The organism is Bacteroides sp. OM08-11 (assembly GCF_003438665.1).
GTDB classification, from domain to species: domain Bacteria; phylum Bacteroidota; class Bacteroidia; order Bacteroidales; family Bacteroidaceae; genus Bacteroides; species Bacteroides cutis.
In genome coordinates, this window is sequence record NZ_QSTJ01000008.1 from 75,736 (window position 1) to 95,428 (window position 19,693).

At 42.1% G+C, this 19,693-nt stretch carries 17 protein-coding genes; 6 read left to right on the forward strand and 11 right to left on the reverse strand.

Features of this window, described 5'->3' with window-relative positions:
• Positions 1-20 precede the first annotated feature (20 nt).
• The gene (locus DXC10_RS13820) at positions 21-959 is read right to left on the reverse strand and encodes a FecR family protein (RefSeq protein ID WP_101545732.1); all 939 of its coding nucleotides are present in this window, start codon (positions 957-959) and stop codon (positions 21-23) included.
• Between the two features lie 144 nt (positions 960-1,103).
• Here DXC10_RS13820 and DXC10_RS13825 point away from each other — a divergent pair, with 144 nt between their 5' ends.
• Entirely contained in the window at positions 1,104-1,649 is a 546-nt protein-coding gene (locus tag DXC10_RS13825; RefSeq protein WP_101545734.1) for an RNA polymerase sigma-70 factor, read from the forward strand.
• Between the two features lie 43 nt (positions 1,650-1,692).
• On the opposite strand, the gene DXC10_RS13830 is transcribed toward DXC10_RS13825, so the two are convergent.
• The 10 genes from DXC10_RS13830 to DXC10_RS13875 form a co-directional block, all read right to left on the reverse strand.
• Positions 1,693-2,961 (reverse strand): ABC transporter permease, encoded by a 1,269-nt coding sequence (locus tag DXC10_RS13830; protein WP_101545738.1) that lies wholly within the window; start codon positions 2,959-2,961, stop codon positions 1,693-1,695.
• Between the two features lie 3 nt (positions 2,962-2,964).
• The gene (locus DXC10_RS13835; RefSeq protein WP_101545741.1) at positions 2,965-4,245 is read right to left on the reverse strand and encodes an ABC transporter permease; all 1,281 of its coding nucleotides are present in this window, start codon (positions 4,243-4,245) and stop codon (positions 2,965-2,967) included.
• A 20-nt stretch (positions 4,246-4,265) separates the two neighbouring features.
• Positions 4,266-5,513 (reverse strand): ABC transporter permease, encoded by a 1,248-nt coding sequence (locus DXC10_RS13840; protein ID WP_117738103.1) that lies wholly within the window; start codon positions 5,511-5,513, stop codon positions 4,266-4,268.
• Between the two features lie 26 nt (positions 5,514-5,539).
• Positions 5,540-6,832, reverse strand: coding sequence for an ABC transporter permease (locus tag DXC10_RS13845; protein WP_101545746.1), 1,293 nt, complete (start codon positions 6,830-6,832; stop codon positions 5,540-5,542).
• Between the two features lie 49 nt (positions 6,833-6,881).
• Positions 6,882-7,499 (reverse strand): GIN domain-containing protein, encoded by a 618-nt coding sequence (locus tag DXC10_RS13850; protein WP_101545750.1) that lies wholly within the window; start codon positions 7,497-7,499, stop codon positions 6,882-6,884.
• A gap of 33 nt (positions 7,500-7,532) precedes the next feature.
• Complete coding sequence (locus DXC10_RS13855; protein WP_101545753.1) at positions 7,533-8,198, reverse strand: ABC transporter ATP-binding protein; 666 nt, start codon at positions 8,196-8,198, stop codon at positions 7,533-7,535.
• Positions 8,199-8,232: 34 nt separating this feature from the next.
• A complete protein-coding gene (locus DXC10_RS13860; protein ID WP_101545756.1) occupies positions 8,233-9,528 on the reverse strand; it encodes an ABC transporter permease in 1,296 nt (431 codons plus the stop codon).
• Between the two features lie 8 nt (positions 9,529-9,536).
• The gene (locus tag DXC10_RS13865; RefSeq protein WP_117738104.1) at positions 9,537-10,856 is read right to left on the reverse strand and encodes an ABC transporter permease; all 1,320 of its coding nucleotides are present in this window, start codon (positions 10,854-10,856) and stop codon (positions 9,537-9,539) included.
• The gene (locus DXC10_RS13870) at positions 10,853-12,100 is read right to left on the reverse strand and encodes an efflux RND transporter periplasmic adaptor subunit (RefSeq protein ID WP_101545762.1); all 1,248 of its coding nucleotides are present in this window, start codon (positions 12,098-12,100) and stop codon (positions 10,853-10,855) included. The genes DXC10_RS13865 and DXC10_RS13870 overlap by 4 nt, the downstream gene beginning before the upstream one ends.
• A gap of 215 nt (positions 12,101-12,315) precedes the next feature.
• Positions 12,316-13,236, reverse strand: coding sequence for a glucosaminidase domain-containing protein (locus tag DXC10_RS13875; protein ID WP_101545764.1), 921 nt, complete (start codon positions 13,234-13,236; stop codon positions 12,316-12,318).
• Between the two features lie 101 nt (positions 13,237-13,337).
• Here DXC10_RS13875 and DXC10_RS13880 point away from each other — a divergent pair, with 101 nt between their 5' ends.
• The 5 genes from DXC10_RS13880 to DXC10_RS13900 all read left to right on the forward strand — a co-directional run bounded on the left by DXC10_RS13880 (position 13,338) and on the right by DXC10_RS13900 (position 19,617).
• Positions 13,338-13,820: a cytidine deaminase gene (locus DXC10_RS13880; RefSeq protein WP_101545767.1), complete on the forward strand. Its 483-nt coding sequence runs from the start codon at positions 13,338-13,340 to the stop codon at positions 13,818-13,820.
• Positions 13,821-14,184: 364 nt separating this feature from the next.
• Positions 14,185-14,724: a flavodoxin family protein gene (locus tag DXC10_RS13885; RefSeq protein ID WP_101545771.1), complete on the forward strand. Its 540-nt coding sequence runs from the start codon at positions 14,185-14,187 to the stop codon at positions 14,722-14,724.
• 19 nt (positions 14,725-14,743) lie between these two features.
• Positions 14,744-16,243 carry a 4Fe-4S binding protein gene (locus DXC10_RS13890; protein ID WP_101545774.1) on the forward strand — a complete coding sequence of 500 codons (1,500 nt, stop codon included), beginning with the start codon at positions 14,744-14,746 and terminating at the stop codon, positions 16,241-16,243.
• A gap of 13 nt (positions 16,244-16,256) precedes the next feature.
• Positions 16,257-17,660, forward strand: coding sequence for an aldo/keto reductase (locus tag DXC10_RS13895; protein WP_101545778.1), 1,404 nt, complete (start codon positions 16,257-16,259; stop codon positions 17,658-17,660).
• 64 nt (positions 17,661-17,724) lie between these two features.
• A complete protein-coding gene (locus tag DXC10_RS13900) occupies positions 17,725-19,617 on the forward strand; it encodes a TonB-dependent receptor (protein ID WP_101545793.1) in 1,893 nt (630 codons plus the stop codon).
• The last annotated feature ends 76 nt before the right edge of the window (positions 19,618-19,693 follow it).

Here is a 19,693-nt window from a genome sequence, read left to right on the forward strand (position 1 = left end):
AGATTTACTTTAAAACTATTTTAGTTGCTTATTATAATTTTGTCATTATCCCTTGTTTCATGGAGATTCATTATGAAACAAATTTTATCAATCACATTCCTCAATGACTCATCCTGACGAATTGTACCACTAAATGACGGATTTATATCTCTACCCTCAAATACAATCTGCACATTGTATATCTGGCCAATAACATGTAATAATTGATTTAAAGGCATGGCATTAAACTTGAATTTTCCATCCTTCCATTCTATATTCTCTATCTTTCGGGTTTGTATTTCACTATTCAGTGAATTGTACAGCACCTGCTGTAAAGGTTGCATTTCAACCTGTTTTCCTGTGGGTTCCACCTTAAAGGTTATACTACCATTGAAAAGGGTTATTTCATTTTTTCCATTTTCTTGTTTTTCAACTAAAAAACGTGTTCCTTTTACCTCTATAAATGCTTTGTCTATATATACATGAAATTTACTTCCCAAACGCTTACGTACTTCAAACAAAGAACTTCCCTTTAACCAAACATTTCTGTCTTTCACAAAATTTTTAGCAAAACGAATGGAACTCTGCGGACGCATCCATACTTTTGAGCTATCAGGTAATATATAGAGCATACTATTTTTTGCCACTACTTCCATAAACTCCGTTTTCTCTAAAGCCTGAGTTCCTTTCAGTACAAAATAGCCACTAATAACCAAAAACAAACTGATACAGGCAGCAATCAACGGTCGGCGCATCCGAAGTATAAGCCTTCTTTGCCTTCCTATCTTATATCTCTTCAGTATGTTTGCCCATATTTGTTCTCCTATTTTAGGATCTATGTTTTCTGTACCTTCTTCCCACTGTTCTTTCATTCTCTCTTTTACGATATCAATCTCGGTCAAGTGTTCGAGGTCTTCCCTCCTAAGCTCATTTTTAAATAAACTTTTTATCAGTTTGGTATTTTTCTGTCTTTCTTTCATTGGATATATTTTACCTATATACTATAAATACACTTCCCAAAGTCCACACCCTAAACAGAGCCATTACTTTTTTCTTAAAATTCTTTTTCTTTTTTTTATTTCAATAATAAAAATATTAACTAACTTCGCACATCAAAGGTTAAAATGACGCACAAAGAATTAATAAGAAAATTCAAGGAAGGTAATGAGGAAGCCTTCTCGGTAATATATAAACTATACTGGGAAAAAGTATATCATTTTTCCAGCCTCTACATTACTTCCCCTGAAGATGTGGCAGAAGTTGTGCAGGAAGTTTTCATTAAACTCTGGGAGGCAAGACACTTAGTAGATGAGGAACAATCTTTCGAAGGGTTTCTGTTTATTATTACCCGTAATAAGGTTTTCAATCATTCCCGCAAACAATTGAATTATGCTTTTTTGAAAGTAACAGTATTACAATCTATAGAGAAGTCGTACGAAGAGGAAGATAAACTTGAAATGTCCGATTTAAAACAGCACCTTTCTTTATTACTCTCTCAACTGACGGAACGACAACAGCAAATATTCCGTATGAGCCGACAACAGTATCTGACTTATAAACAGATCGCCGAGCAATTATCTATCAGTGAAAAGACAGTAGAATACCACATGACAGTCATATTAAAATATCTGCGAAAGAATTTATATATGCTGTCACTTTTCATTGGATAAGTGGTATCTACTTCTTTGTATTTACTAATCATGTCCTTTATTCTTAGTCATCATGTAAAGCCTCAGCCGGTTGAACCTTCATCGCCATCCGTGCAGGATACCAAATTCCGGCTATAATCATCAAAGCCATTAGTAACCAAGTGACTGCAAGGGCAAGTAAGAAACGGCCGACGGTGAATGGCATCTTGTCAATATTCACCAACTCAGCAATTCCGATATTAAAGGTAATGCCTATTGCCAATAGTGTTGCAAGGGCAAGCAATACTACCCCTTCACCCATCAAGCGAGAGAAAATTGCACTACGACTACTGCCCAATGCCATACGCAGAGCCACCTCTTTGCGCCGCTGTTGCGTACGAAACCAAAATGTACCAATAACGCCAAGAAAAATATTCATCAACAAGAAACCAAGTACACAAAGCTGGGTCTTGGCTTCATTCATATCCTCACGTTCGCAAATCTCACGCAAATCTTTGAAAGAGGTTACATCAAGCAGGTAGAGATTTCCTACCTGATAAAGCCGGTCAGCGTCATCCATCAACTTCGCCATAAAATCGGTATCGTCATCAGGTCGTACACGTAAACTGAGCGTGATGTACCGTGGATTACCATACTCTTTCAGTCTGTCAAGACTAAGGTGCAAAGCCGCATAGGAGCCACCCCACTCCGAAGAAGTATAGAAGTGCGACCAGCGTACAGGCGCACCGACTGCTCCCACACGGCATCGTTCATCGCTACCGAAATTCAGTAACATAAGCTCACGGTCTTGCAACGAAGCCGCATCATCCAAGTGCAATCGGGGATAACCGGCAAAAAGATTGGAAGAAACCACCATACGATTATCACGTATAGTAGAAGCCATACGAGTAAGCATCTCCTCATCTGAACTCCCATAACGGAACACTCTGAAGAAATCGGGCTCTACCCAAAGAAGATGGACATTCACCGATAGGGTATCCAGTCCCAGATTGAGACCGTTACTGCCGTCATTATAAGGAAAACAATTTTGTGAAAGTGCCACAGCTTCCACACCGGGACGATGTCTCAACCGTTCGGCAAGTTCCACAAGATGTCGCATATCATCGTCTGTAGTCAAATCCGGATTATAGGCAACAGACTTGGGAGTAAGTTTATTGACTGTTATATTATAACAATGTTCCGTGTCAAACCCCATCGGGGCATTATAAACACGGAAAGTAACCAAAGTCCAATCTACAATGTACCACAACACTACAAACACCAACAGCAATTCCGTAAAAAGAAACAGACTGGAACGCCATTCATTCTTGATTTGAATCAGCATATTTTTCATACGTTATTCTCCCTTCTGATTAATTGCATCCACTATATTCATCCTGGAAGCTCTCCATGCCGGAATACCGGCTGAAAGTAAATTCATCAGCATACAGAAGCCAAAAGCTGCCAGAAAGGCCCATGGCGAAAGCAACATACCGGGTGTCAATGAAGTATCTCCACTTAAATAAGCATTAGCACTATTGCCAAAAAGAAAACCGTTCAGTAAGAAAGTGGCACCATAACTCAAAGCCAATCCAAGTATCCCGGCCAACAACGAAAGCAACAGATTTTCAAAAAACACCTGTCTCACCAATTCACCACCCGTAGCGCCGAACGCTTTACGTACCCCGATTTCGCTCATACGCTTTCGCATCCGCGAGAGTGTCATTGAAGAAAGATTGATGGCAGGTACCAGCAACAAAATGGTAATGACAAGCACATAACGCAAGACAGTTCCTTTCACATCCGGTAAATGATCCCATTTGCGATATAGATTGGCAAACACCGCATCAGGCTGGTCACGATAAAAAACTTCCGCATCAGACAAACCGGAATTATAGGCAAGACGTAACCGTTCCGCCTCTTCACGAATAGCCGGAAAATCGGCAGATGAGTGTGCCAAAATAACGGTTTTCATCTGTCCCATCGTATTTTCCCACCAGGCAAAGCCGGCAGCGTCTGTAGAATTATAAGGTACCCACACTTGTCCATATGCTGAAGTAGCAAGCATGGAGACATCTGCCACAACCCCCGAAATCCTATAATCCACATGATTTAATTGCAATATCTGCCCTGCTACTTCCGTAGTACCGAATAATTGACGTGCCACAACAGCCGAAATAACGGCACATGGTATCCCGGCATCACTGTCTGCTTTGCTAAAACCTTTTCCACTCAAAAAACGGAAACGAAAAATATACCAAAACTGCTCATCCGTCTGTACCATATCTGCCGTAAACTTCGCTCCGGCAGGCAACGACACACGTACTTTTTCCGGTAAAGATATAAGTGTGACAGCTTCTGCCGTAGAAAGTTGCTTGAAACATCCCTTACCCGTCTGTACAGACATATGACCATAAGCCCCACTGTCAGTTCCTTTCTGTCTCACTGCCATTGTAGAGACATAAAGCGAACGCGATCGGTTCACTTCCGGTTCACAATCCACCATACGTACCTGTAAAGTGATGACAAGCACCATAATCATGCAAATAGCAAGGGCTGTACCTATCACGGAGACCCAAGTGACAATCGGATTTTCACGCAAGTGGTAAAAAGCTTGTTGAAAGTAAAGTCTTATCATTATAAGAATAATATTAGTGTCTATTCGTCATGTAAAGCCTCGGCAGGTTGTACCTTCATCGCTTTTCGTGCAGGAATGCCAATACCGATGGTAATCATCAGAGCAATAAGAACAAAGGTGATAACTGCGCACAGCAATAAACGTCCCCATTCTAAAGTTGTACCATTGCGCCAGGAATTCAGTTCCAAGCTTGCCAGATTATAATCAATAACCAGAGCCAGTGGAGTAACTAATACCAACAAAAGCCACCCTTCGCACAAAAGACGTTTGAAAATGCTGATATCCGTAGCTCCATGGGCTTTATGGAGCGCTATCTCTGACCGGCGTTGCTGTGTGCGAAACCAGAACGTCCCCAGCAAACCGAGAAAAATATTCAGTAACAAAAATCCCATACCCGTCATATAGTTACGCAATCCATTCTTCCAGCTACGTTGAAAATCATCGCGGATCTCAGTAAATGAACGAACCTCGGCTATGAATATGTTGCCCACACGATATAGTCTTTCACTGTCAGCCTTCAGACGTTCAATAAAATCATGATCCTGATCAGCACGCACACGCACACACCATTCCTTACTATAATCCATCCATGTAGAAGGCATTTTATAAAGCATACGGTATGAGTAACGAGCCTGCTGATAGTCACTATAGCGTACATTCTGTATGGCAGCAGCCAACTTCACCGTATTGGTCGTATCCCCAAAGAGGTTAAACCGTTTTCCTACCAATGAGGTCAACGGAACATTATACTTTCTGAAAAGATTATCCGAAGCAAGAAACTGGTCATCTTTTTCCAACATGACAGCTAACTGTTCGGGAGTCTCACCACGCGTACCTCGATAACGGAATACCCGGACGAAGTCTGGTGTCACAAGAGATCGAATAGTCCAATTGGGTGACCGTAACGTATCATATTGTACCTCTGCTGTACTATTACTCCCATTGTAAGGATAGGAATTCTGCGAAAGACTCACAGCCTCCACGTCCGGACGGTGTTTCAAACGATCTAGCATTTCCTGTATATCCTCCTGTTGTTCTTCGACAGACTGGTTGGGTATATAGTCAGGACTTTTATCAGTAAGCCGTCCCATATTGATAAGGTAACAATGCTCAATGTCGAAACCTCTCGGCTCCATAGCGGTGGCTGCCTGCGTATAAATGTAGTCAACAATATACCACATCACCACACTAACGACCAATAACTCTAAGGCCAGCCATGTATTACTACGCCACTCGTTCTTTATCTGTGTAAAAAGTTTCTTTGTCATCTTACTTATTTCAACATATTAACATTCTATTTTTGAAGTTTTCCTCCCAAAGCATCTACTATTCCCACTCTTGAAGCTTTCCATGCAGGCATCCCACTACTCAATAAATTCAATATAAAACAGAAAAGCAATGCCCATCCAAAAGTAGAAACATGCAACAAAATGGATGTATCGATAAGAGGTACATTCACGGCCTTGCTAAATCCTTCGGCAAAAAGTACAGACTCACCCAGATAAGCAAATATCACACTCAACAATAATCCCAATACACCGGCAAAAAAAGTCACTACCATATTTTCGGCTACAATCTGTCCCATTATCTCTCTGCGTGTACTACCGAAAGCTCTTCTTATTCCTATTTCACTGACACGTTGCCGCAAGCGGCTCTGAGTCATGCTACTCAGATTTATAGCCGGAACAATAAGCAAGATAACGAAAATAACAAGCCGTTGGCAACGTGCCGCATGCACATCCGGCTCTACATTAGCACCGATTACAAGTGCATTTTTTTCCTGATCATAAGGACGGTTACGATAAACCAGCTCATAACCTTGCTCACCGATAAGCGTATTATATTCCTGTTGTCGACGCTCAACTTCTTCACGGATAGCAGGAAAATCATTTCGGTCTCGAGCCAGGATAATACAACTGGCCATTCCCATATGATCGCTCCACACATCATCCTTGAAATTGGTAGAAGTAAAAGGGATCCATACCTGTCCATAAGCTGTAGTAGCAAGGGTGGAAACGTCCTTCACTACACCACATACCCGATAGGGAGCATGATTCAACAAGAATTCACGACCGACAGACTCCGTAATTCCAAAAAGATGGCGCGATACACTCTCTGTAATAACAGCTACTGGTATGCCAGCATCAAATGTTGCTTTGTCATACGGCTTACCTTCTATAAAAGAGAAATCAAATATCCGCCAGAATATATCATCCGTTTGCAACATATCTACTCCTGTTGACGGTTGTCCCGGCAAGCTGACCGGTGTAGTTTCTGTCTGACATGCATAAATAGAAATTGCTTCAGGAGTTTTCAATGACTGAAAACACTCTTGGGCTGTGCGGACACTCATCGGACCATTACTCGTAGCGTCTCCCCATTCTTTATTAGAAATACTCATCCACTTAACGTGCAAAAAACGATCACGGTTACTCTCTGGAGCAAACGGGACTACCTGCACTTGCTGTATCATTACTACCAGCATAATGAGGAAGATGGCAAGTGCCGTACCTGCGATACTGACGACACTGATCAACGGTTGCTGACGAAGCTGTGCCCATGCCTGGGTAAAGTATTGTTTAATCATTCTTCAGTTTACGGTTTATTATTTACAATCAAGATGACGGCATTTTTAGTCACTGACCGACTTTTAAATTGCGGGTATTTACACTACCAATACCACTTTTCGAGATATCAGTTATTCCGGCAGTGCCGCTCAGTTTTACACTGCCCACACCTTCCACACTGGCACGTAAACGGTCACAATCCACATGTATATCCGCATCGCCAACTCCTTCCAAAGTGATGGTAAGCGACTTACATGTCAAATCTTTCACATTAAGGTTTCCTACACCTTCTATGGCAAACTTCACATCCTCCAACTTCAACGGAGTTTTACAATTAAAAGAACCTACACCGGTAAATTCCACCTTTTTCAAATCGGGAGCAGACAAATAAATAGTCACACCGTATTTCTTGCTACGGTTCTCCTTCTTATTTTTAAATCCAATGACCAAACAGCCATTGTTTACAGAAGAAGAAATGTTTTTCACATATTCTTCCTTACCTTCTATTTTTAAAGAATAAGTATCACTCTGTATAAAGTGTACGGTTGCCACGGAAGTCATATTGATAGATGAAAACGCTTCTACCTTACGAACCTCACTCACCTCAGAATTCTTGTCATTGGCAGCATAAACAGTGTTCGCAATAGCGGCAAATAAAAAAGTCAAAGTTATTAATAAAGTCTTCATATTAATCTGTTTTTTAGTTTGAATACAAGATAATTATTCTATTTGACGTCCGTCAAAGAAACGAACAGTGCGACTGGTTTGTCTGGCTTGTTCTTCATTATGAGTTACCATCACAATAGTACGTCCGTCTTCCTTATTCAGTTGATGCAAGAGTTCCATTACTTCAGCACCCATCTTGGAATCCAAATTACCGGTGGGTTCGTCGGCAAGGATTATTTCGGGATTGCCGATAATGGCACGGGCAATGGCAACACGCTGGCACTGACCACCGGAAAGCTGTGTAGGCATGTGGCGCATACGGTGGCTCAAACCCACTTTCTGTAATACCTCTTCTGCTAAATGGCGACGTTCTTTTGCAGATACTTTTCTATATAATAAAGGTAATTCTACATTATCCAGCACATTCAGCGAATTAATCAAATGGAAAGACTGAAACACAAATCCTAACTTCTGATTACGGAAAGCAGCCAGTTCTTTATCCTTCATTCCATCTACTTTAACACCGGCAATCTCAATGGTTCCACTTGAGGGTGCATCCAGCAACCCCATAATATTCAACAAGGTTGATTTACCGCAACCTGACGGTCCCATAATACTAAGGAATTCCCCCTTATTCACTTCAAGGTTCACATTTTCCAATGCAACAGTCTCAATCTCATTAGTACGATAAATCTTGTTGATTTCAGTTAACTTAATCATAATGGTAAGTATTTAATTATTATTCTATTTCCAATTATTCATCCCTCAGTGCATCCGTAGGTGTTATACGACTAATACTACGTGCAGGAATATAGATACCGATCAATACTACTACAAGCAATATCAGCAGAATAATGAGTGACACGATAACGAAATGCGACGCAAAATCAGACACCCAGTACGTTTTCACTTCTCTCATCCAATTCATCCCCTCATCCAATCCTTCTTTTATGGCATATTGCAGATAAAGTAGAAAACTGATAAATGAAGCGAATACAGTCAGTACCACTCCCTCACCCATCAATAAGCGCATCACATAGCCGGGAGTAGCACCGAAAGAAAGCATCACTCCCACTTCTTCACACCGCGTCCGCGTCTGTAACCAAAAGGTTCCGATAACTCCAAGACAAAGATTGACAAGAAAAAAGATTGCCATCGCCAAGTTACGCCGATAAATGGGAGTGGAAGATCCCGCCTCTGTTTCCCTGATAATGTCGTCGTATGATTGTATACTACGGGCAAAAAGATTACCCGCACGCAGTTCCTTCACCATCCATGGACGAAAATCGTGAAGAAAGCGTTCCATACTGACACCTTCGCGCAAACGCACCAGAATACGAGCATATTCGGGAATATCTTCTATATCCACAACAAGTAATGGACTAAAATAGACTGGCGACGGTCGCCAGTCACTATAAGCTTTAAAAGTTCCTACAGTACCGATGACAGGCAGATAAGTAGTATCTTGGTTATGATACCGTACACAACGTTTACCCTCTACATTCACTGTACCAAAAATATTTTGTGCCGTATTCTCACTGAGTACAATGTCATTCTGTGTATAATCATAATCGGAAAGTTGTTCAAGACTCCTCCCCTTACCGGGACAGAAACCATAAGTCTCGAAAAAATTTGTATGAGGCAGAAAATTCATAAACATAACAGGATGTTTCAAGGTATCCCCCTCGGCAATGAGTTCGTTATTACCGTTACCCTCTGAATTAGGATAACAGAAACCTAATACGGGAGTGGTAAGTTCCACACCTTCAAAATCGCACACCCGCCGCACCATATTCAAATAGCCGTTCATCATCATAACAGAATCCTGAACCTGTTCATCATAGCCAGGTGCTTGCGGTTGCAAAGCACCCAAAGAAATAAGGCAGAGACGATCGGCATCATATCCCATAGGAATATGACGGTCATGCGTCAATACAATCACCGGATCCAAAATAACCCAACTAATGACGCCCACTATTATCAGTTCGGCAAGTAACCAACCATTACGACGACGACGCGCCCAAAGATTTTTCAATATCAGTTTCAACATAATACAAATTATTGCTTTTCGCTCAACGAATGTACAATCGGTTTACGTAATGAATACCAAGCAGGTATTAATGCAGACAACATATTCAGCAAAATGCACAGCACCAAGGTTAGCACGAATACCAGTGGAGCAAACAACATCTCACCGGATACATGTACATTTATACCTTCGGGTACCATATCGGGCCACTTGTCGAGCATTGTGAATACCCAATCACGTCCTATATAGAGCAATAACCAAGCCAACAACAATCCCAATATTCCCCCCAAAAGCGTCAATAACAGATTTTCCCACATCACTTGCGAAAGCAATGAACCACGTCCTGCTCCAAAGGATTTACGAACTCCCATTTCTGCCAGTCGCCCTTCCATACGACTGGAAATCATGCCGCTCAAGTTCAGTGCAGGCACTAACAACAGTACCAACAGGACAAGCAAAAAATAACGTATGGTGGCTCCTGCATCAAACTCTTCACCGGCAGAAGACTGGAAAACACTGACCAAATGCGAAGTGGGTTGGTTCCAAAATTCTACCGACCACTCATCTTTATACATCAAATTCGTTTTGCGGACAATCTCGGTTATTTCCTTTCTCAAATCATCGGCTTGCGCATCATCTTTCACCATAAAAGTGACAGAGAAAGCTCCTAAATAATCCATATCGTATTTGGGTTCCCGATAGCCGGGAAATACACTGTAAGGAACATACAATTGTGAGTAAGATTGAGAAGTCAGATAACTTGCCTCCTCCACCACACCACAAACCCGATAGTTCACATAATTCAGACTCAACCTACGTCCCACTACTCCTTCCACAGTACCAAAAATCCGACGAGAGAGTCCATCGGTAATGACAGCAGTATGTATCCCGCTTGTCAGATCGGCTACAGTAAAAGGCTTTCCTTCAAGGAAATGAAACTGATAGATATGAAAGAAAGCGGGATCAGTCAATCTTACATCTACTTGAAAGTCCCCACTATGATCATCGGGCTGGATGTAGCTATTTTTTCTCATATCACATTGTAACTGTGCAGATACATAAAGGACATTCTTAAGAGAATAAAACCAGTCTTGCAATGCTTTGTAGGACACAGCCCACTGAACGACATTTTTATTCCCTGCCACATTCTTCTCAAAACGGGCAGTAGTAAGATAAAGTGTCTTCATCCGGTTCGTCTCAGGATAGACAGGGGCTATCTTGACATAGTATACCACCGCCATAATCACAGTCATGGCAATAGCAAGCCCCGTACCCGCAATGTAGAGACTACTAAAAAGTTTATTCTGCTTCAACAGCATCCAAGCCTGTTTCAAGTAGACTTTTATCATTTCAACTTCAGTTTATTCTTGTTCTTATAACTACTCATATCACTTACTACCACTTCATCACCAGGTTGTAAACCGCTAATTACTTCCACAAACTCAAAATTGCTGTCACCCAACTGGACTTTACGTTTCACGATTTCTTTATCAGAGTCACGAACAAAAAGTTCATACTCTCCACGCCCCACATAATAAGAAGCATTGGTAATCCGCATTACATCTTCTTTCACGGCATTCATCACATACACATCCGTTTTCAAACCAGAACGGAGACGGCGGTTATTATCCTCATTCAGTTGTACGGTAAAAGAGATTACACCATTCTTGGAAAGCGGTGTCACGCTGCTTACCGAGCCTTCCAGTTTCTCGCTACCAATCTTCACGATAGCCTTGCCACCGGCAGCTACGCGATCACCGTAAGTATCGGCAATTTCGCCTTCTACCTTGAAATGACTCAGGTCGGAGATAACGGCAATCTGAGAACCTTCGGGAACTTGTGCACCGATTTGATTATTAATATAAGTAAGGATAGCTTTCCGGGGAGAACGAACCTGCGCATCGTCTAATGTCCGTTTTGTTTCTGCCAAACTTTTTCTAAAGATACTGAATTCCAACTCTTGTACCTGATACTCCGCTTCCAACACTTCTTTCTCATTGGCATATTGTTGTTTCAACTGTTCGTACTCCAATTCAGCTACATTATAACTGAGTTCTGCCTGGCGAACCTTATCGGTTGTTCCGGACCCGAGACTATCCAAATATTGTTCATTACGTAGCTCTACCTTTTTCCTGTTCAGTTGCATGGCAGATACTTTAATTTTCATTTGGAGGTCATTCAGTTTGGTCATATTGTCAAGCTTAAGCTGCTTCAATTTATAACTACGCATCTGTTCTTCATCCAACATTTTCTTATAATCGGTTTCGGCACTCTGCAAATCCAGTTTCAAGATAGGAGTTCCGATATCTACACTGTCTCCACCTTTCTTATAAACCTCCAAAATACGAGTATTAATCGGTGAGTTCATAATTTCCTCGAACGCAGGAACCACTTTCCCAGAAGCACTGACACTGACTTCAATCGTACCTTTATCTACTTTTGAGAAAACAAGATCTTTTTCTTTCACTCCTGTACGCATCAATGAAATGAGCACACTGATCACTACTACACCAGCTATACTCATACCACCATAACGAATGATTTTCTTATTGCGTTCTTTATTACGCACTTCTTTTGGAATTTCTCTATCCATACGATTATTTACAATTTAATTATATACAATGTACGATTATAGTTATTTGTCTTCAAAAAAATAGTTTCTTCTATATTAATACTAAATCCGTGCCAAAAGTGTAAGTATCTGAAAAATAAAGAATAGGCCAAAAAGAAGGGTGTCCGATATCGGACACCCTGTACATTTTCGGATATTTTCTGATAATTACATTATTTTCCTATAGAAATGGGCATTCATCGCAACCTCAACCTATCACCCACCTCAGGTACATATTCTGAATCCTTACGATTCATCTTATACAGATTTTTCAAACGAATACCGTATTTCTGTGAAATAGTATGCATAGAGTCGCCATCCTTTACAACGTAAACCGTATATGGCTTGGCAGCTTTCTTACGTTTACCTTTCAGATAAATGACATCACCCGCTTCTAACGTATAATCTTTTTGCAAATCATTATATTTCACTAACTTACGCCAACTAATATCAAATTCTTTACCCAAAAGCTGAAAAGTATCTCCATCGCGGGCAACAATATAAGCTATATCGTTGGCTATATAAACCTGGTGCGGATGAGCAAGCCAAGGTTTCTTTTTCAGTTCCTTTTCCCAATTACGCGCCTCGCGTTTACTTCCACCTTTACTGTCATATTTATATAACTCATAATCTTCAATAATCGTAATCAAACGATTTGCATACGAAGGATCTGTAGCATATCCCGCCTTCTTCAACCCGCGTGCCCAACCTTTATAGTCTGTAATCTTCAAATCAAACAAAAAAGCATATCGTGCACCGCGTTTCAGGAATATGGAATGATCTTCGTATGACTCCTTCGGATGACGATAGGCACGAAAACATTCCTGACGCCGGTCATCATCATGGCGTACTGTTCGACCTTTCCAATTACCGCCACACTTAATGCCAAAATGATTATTACTCTTCCGGGCAAGTTCACTATAACCGGCACCACTCTCCAGTAACCCTTGAGCCAAAGTAATACTAGCAGGTATCTTATGTTGTTGCATCTGTTCCACAGCGAGAGGAGCGTATATCTTGATGTATTCATTGTAACGTGCGTTTCTGCGTTGTGCCTGTGCAGCCACAGAAACAAAAAGAAGTGCAAAAATAGCAGCCAGTCTGAAAATATGTTTCATGCTTCGATTATTGAGTTCGGCACAAAAGTCCGCAAAAGAATTGAAAAATCCAATCTCTTTCCTATCTTTGTAACATTAATTACAATATAATCTCCTACGCCATGCAAGACTTGAATATTCGCATTGACCTAAAAATATACGAGTTGAACGAATTAAGTTCTTCCGACCGCGAACTGGTAGATATTGCCTGTGAAGCAACTCAGCGAAGCTATGCTCCCTATTCCCATTTCTCGGTAGGTGCGGCGGCACGTTTGTCAAATGGAATAATTGTCAGTGGTACCAATCAGGAAAATGCCGCATACCCCTCCGGACTTTGTGCCGAACGAACTACTCTATTTTATGCCAATTCGCAGTATCCCGATCAGGCAGTGACGGTACTTGCCATAGCTGCACGTAACGAACGGGGAGAGTTTCTGGAAAATCCCATTCCTCCCTGTGGTGCATGTAGGCAAGTAATGCTCGAAACCGAAAAACGCTTTAAGCAACCCATGCGTATATTACTTTTTGGTAAAAAGGGTATCTATGAACTGAAAAATGTAGGAGCATTGTTGCCACTTTCATTTGATGCTTCTGCCATGGAATAAAAAATTATTTCAATCTTTGCGCCCGCTAACTAAAAAAAATCGATGAGAATATCTAAGTAAAGACGGCACATTTCGGTAAACATCATTTATACATGCTTTTTCATATAGAACGCCGGGAATCCCCAAATATCGATGTTTAGCCATTACTGTGTGTATCCTCACAGTTACGATACGAAACTGTACCGGCATGATACTCATCATTTCTCATGACCGGGATTTTCAAAAAGAAATCGGCACAAACAGGGAAATTTTATTAGAACCGTAAAATTGGTAAAAACATCTGTAATGTATATACAGGGATTTTTAATCAAACAGCGTACATTTGCAATGTAAAATCTGATAACGCACTAAAAGAACAAAAATTATGACTAAGAAAGTATTAATCCTCTCTTCAAGTCCCCGCCGTGGTGGAAACTCCGACACTTTGTGTGATGAATTTATGCGCGGTGCTCAAGAAGCCGGTAACCAGGTAGAGAAAATATTCCTGAAAGACAAAAACATCAACTATTGTACAGGGTGTAGCGTTTGCAGTATGTATGGCAAACCATGTCCGCAAAAGGATGATGCCAACGAAATAGTAGAGAAAATGATTGCCGCTGATGTCATCGTCATGGCAACTCCTGTTTATTTCTATACCATGAGTGCACAGATGAAGACTTTAATAGATCGTTGCTGCGCCCGTTATCTGGAAATAAAAGATAAAGAGTTTTATTTCATCGTAGCGGCAGCAGAAAACAGCATACCGCTGATGGAACGTACCGTTGATGGTTTCCGTGGTTTTCTCGACTGTCTGGAAGAGCCGAAAGAATGTGGTGTAATCTACGGTGTAGGTGCATGGCACGTAGGTGAAATCAATGACAAGCCTTCTATGAAAGAAGCTTTCGTGATGGGTAAGAACGTATAAGTAAATATCCATAGAATTCATGTTACGTACTATCAGAATAATTATTGCCACTGTACTTTTTGCTCTTATCACGATGTTGTTCCTCGACTTCACAGGAACTCTGCATACGTGGTTCGGATGGCTGGCAAAAATACAATTTTTACCTGCCGCATTGGCGTTGAACATTGGTGTGATACTTTTTCTCATTACACTGACATTGGTATGTGGACGTATCTATTGCTCTGTAATCTGCCCGCTCGGTGTGTATCAGGATATAGTCTCTTGGATTTCCAGTAAACGAAAGAAAAACCGTTTCCGTTATTCATCGGCATTATCGTGGTTGCGCTACAGTATATTGGTAATATTCATACTGGCCATCATCGGAGGTATCAACTCTTTTGTGGTATTGTTAGCACCCTACAGTGCATACGGACGTATCGTTTCCAATCTGTTCGCTCCAGTATACCAATGGATCAACAATGGATTGGCATACCTGGCCGAACGCACTGATAGTTACGCTTTCTACGAAACGGATGTATGGATGAAAAGTCTTCCTACTCTTGTCATTGCGGCTGTAACGTTGATCGTACTTATCCTGTTGGCTGCACGTGGAGGACGCACCTATTGTAACACTGTTTGTCCTATAGGTACTGTTCTCGGTTTTCTATCTAAATATTCGCTTCTCAAACCAGTTATAGATACCACGAAGTGCAACGGTTGCGGACTTTGCGCCCGCAACTGTAAAGCTTCGTGCATCAATGCCAAGACCCATGAAATAGACTATAGTCGATGTGTGGCCTGTATGGATTGTATCAATAAATGCAGACAAGGTGCCATTACCTATACACATAGAAAGACAAACGTTTCTATCCAAACGTCAATGAAGGAAGAAGTTTCCTCCACATCTATCAACGAAACTCGCCGGGCTTTTTTATCTGCAACAGCCATATTTGCCACCGCTACGGCAATGAAGGCACAAGAGAAAAAAGTGGACGGCGGACTGGCTGTCATCGAAGAAAAGAAAAAACCTGCACGTGCCGTAGCCATCACTCCTCCGGGATCATTGAGTGCCCGTAACTTCACTTCACATTGTACCGCTTGCCAGCTTTGCGTGTCCATATGTCCCAATCAGGTATTACGCCCTTCTTCCGATTTGACGAAGTTGATGCAGCCTGAAATATCATACGAACGTGGATATTGCCGTCCTGAATGTACCAAATGTTCGGAAGTATGTCCGGCGGGGGCTATATTACCGATTACCCAAGCCGATAAATCGGCCATCCAGATAGGTCATGCCGTATGGATAAAAGAAAACTGTATTTGCATGACCGATGATGTAGATTGTGGAAACTGTGCTCGTCATTGTCCTGTCGGCGCCATACAAATGGTATCTTCTGATCCGAAAAACGATGAAGCCCGTAAAATACCGGTTATCAATACCGAGCGATGCATAGGCTGTGGAGCGTGTGAGAACTTATGTCCGTCACGCCCGTTCAGTGCTATTTATGTGGAAGGACATGGAAGACATAGGATGGTATAAATAATTATTATATATGGAGAAAAACAAAAAAAGTAAGATAACCCGTCGTGATTTCTTCAAACTTACCGGAGCGGGGGTAATGGCATCTGCCGCCGCATTGTATGGCTGTTCGCATAAGAAAGAAAATACTGATAGTGAAACGGCTGCATTAGGCGAAATCCCTACTGATAAAATGGTGTATCGCACCAATCCCACTACAGGTGACCGTATATCTTTATTAGGCTATGGTTGTATGCGTTGGCCTACTCGTAAAAAAGCAGATGGAAGCGGAGACGAAATAGACCAGGAAGCTGTCAATGAACTGATAGATTATGCCATTGCCCATGGAGTAAACTATTTCGATACATCCCCAGCTTATGTGCAAGGCCTATCGGAACGTGCCACAGGCATTGCCTTGAAACGCCATCCGAGAGACAAATTCTTCCTCGCCACCAAACTATCAAATTTCAGCCCCACTACCCACAGCCGGGAAGAATCGCTTGCCATGTATCACCGTTCTTTCAATGAACTGCAAGTGAACTACATCGACTACCTTCTACTACACGGCATCGGCATGGGGGGTATGGAAGCCTTGCATAGCCGCTATCTGGATAACGGTATGCTTGATTTCCTATTGAAAGAACGGGAAGCAGGACGTATCCGCAATCTAGGCTTTTCCTATCATGGCGACATCGAAGTATTCGACTACCTCCTATCCCGACATGACGAACTGAAATGGGACTTCGTACAAATCCAGCTGAACTACGTAGACTGGAAACACGCCAAAGAAGTGAATGCCCGTAACACCGATGCCGAATATCTGTATGGTGAACTCGTAAAACGTGGCATCCCCGCCGTCATCATGGAACCTTTACTGGGTGGACGTCTTTCCAAACTGAACGACCACCTGATGGCACGTTTGAAGCAACGCCGTCCGCAAGACAGTGTCGCCTCTTGGGCTTTCCGTTTTGCAGGTACATTTTCCAATGTACTGACCGTATTAAGCGGCATGACCTATATGGAACATCTTCAGGATAATTTACGTACATTTTCGCCTCTCATCCCCTGTACGGAAGAAGAAATAGCTCTACTGGAAGATACTGCACAAATGATGCTGACCTACCCTACCGTACCATGTAACGATTGCAAATACTGTATGCCATGCCCTTATGGACTGGATATACCCGCTATTTTACTACACTACAACCGATGTATAAATGAAGGAAATGTACCTAAAAGCAGTCAGGATGAGAATTACCGGAAGGCACGTCGCGCATTCCTCATCGGCTATGACCGTAGCGTACCCAAACTTCGACAAGCAAGCCATTGTACAGGGTGTAACCAATGCAATCCTCATTGTCCGCAAGGTATCGATATCCCGAAGAAGTTACAGGAAATAGACCAATTTGTAGAAAAGCTCAAACAAGAGAGACTATAGTACAAAGAAAATAAAAAAAGACACCGTATTTTTAACGAAATAAACAGATAAGAAAATAACCGATATGAAGAAGAAATATGTATTTCTCCTCGCCATAACCAGCCTTTGGACTCTGGCAGGACTGGCACAAACCACCAAAGATAGCATCCAAATAACCAAAAGCCTGACCATAGATGAAGTGGTGGTGACCGGAACAAGGAACGAAACCGATATCCGGCATTTGCCAATGACAATTTCAGTAGTCGACCGCAAACTGTTGGAACAAAGCTATCAACCTTCTTTACTCCCCACCCTGACGGAACAAGTACCCGGACTTTTCACAACATCCCGGGGAATGATGGGATATGGTGTATCGACAGGTGCTGCAGGAGGTATGAGTCTGCGTGGCATAGGTGGTAGTCCGACTGCCGGCTTATTAGTATTGATTGACGGACATCCCCAATATATGGGGTTGATGGGACATCCTATTGCAGATGCTTATCAAACCATGATGACCGACCGTGTAGAAGTGCTGCGCGGACCGGCTTCCGTATTGTATGGTTCCAATGCAATGGGTGGCGTTATCAATATTGTTACCCGCCGGATGCAGGAAGATGGCGTAAAAACAAGTGCACAGATAGCATATGGTTCTTATAACACTCTACAGAGCGAGATTTCAAACCGGGTGAAAAAAGGACGTTTCAGCAGTATAGTTACCGGCTCTTACAACCGAACGAACGGTCATAGGGATGATATGGAGTTTGAGCAATACAGTGGTTACGCCAAATTGGGTTATGAATTTAACAATTTCTGGAAAGTATGGGGAGATGTGAACATCACTCAATTTAAAGCATCCAACCCCGGAGAAATCAGTAATCCGTACATTGACAACGACTCGCGCATCACACGTGGTATGACGTCTTTCGCCCTTGAAAACCACTATGAGCAAACTTCCGGAGCACTCAGTTTCTTCTATAACTGGGGACGTCATAAAATAAACGACGGCTATCATCCCGGAGGGACGCCACAAACCTTTCTTTTCAATTCCAAAGACCGGATGTTGGGTGTATCATGGTATCAGAGCGCGACATTCTTTTCCGGGAACCGCATAACCGTCGGTTTCGATTATCAGCATTTTGGTGGCGAGTCCTGGAACAGAGAAATTGTTACCGGTGAGCGTGTACCGGGTGTTGACAAGCAGATGGACGAATTTGCCGGTTACATCGATTTCCGGCAAGACCTCGGTAGTTGGCTTTCATTGGATGCCGGTATTCGTGTAGATCATCACTCTCATGTAGGTACGGAATGGATACCGCAAGGTGGTCTTTCTTTTCACTTGCCTAAGCAAGTCGAAGTGAAGGCAATGGTCAGTAAAGGTTTCCGCAACCCTACTATTCGTGAGATGTATATGTTTCCGCCACAAAACCCGGATTTAAAAGCGGAAAGTCTGATGAATTATGAATTATCCTTCTCACAACGATTATTGAACGGGAACTTGTACTACGGAGTTAATCTTTACTACATCAACGGAGACAACATGATCACAAGTCTCCCCGTAAATGGTAAACCACTGAATGTAAATACCGGTGAGATTGAAAACTGGGGAATTGAAACGAATGTGGGTTATCGTATTGATATCCATTGGCGGATAAATGCGAATTACAGTTGGCTGCACATGGAAAATCCAGTAGTTGCCGCTCCTGAGCACAAACTCTACGCAGGTGTAGATTTCACCCAAAGACGCTGGGGAGTATCAACCGGTTTGCAATACATCAAGGACCTGCATACTAATGTAGTCAAAAGTAAGGAAAAACAAGAAAGTTTTGTCCTTTGGGATCTTCGTGCCAATTACCGTCTATGCCGATACGCCGACATCTTTGTGAAAGGAGAAAACCTGTTGGCGCAACGATACGAAATAAACAATGGTTTCCCCATGCCCAAAGCAACTTTCATGGGCGGAGTGAATATCAATTTCTAATATCAAATAGTAAATTCCTTTTTTTCGGCGACTTGCACAATACTAATTCCACCGATGGCCCATTTTGGGTTAGCTG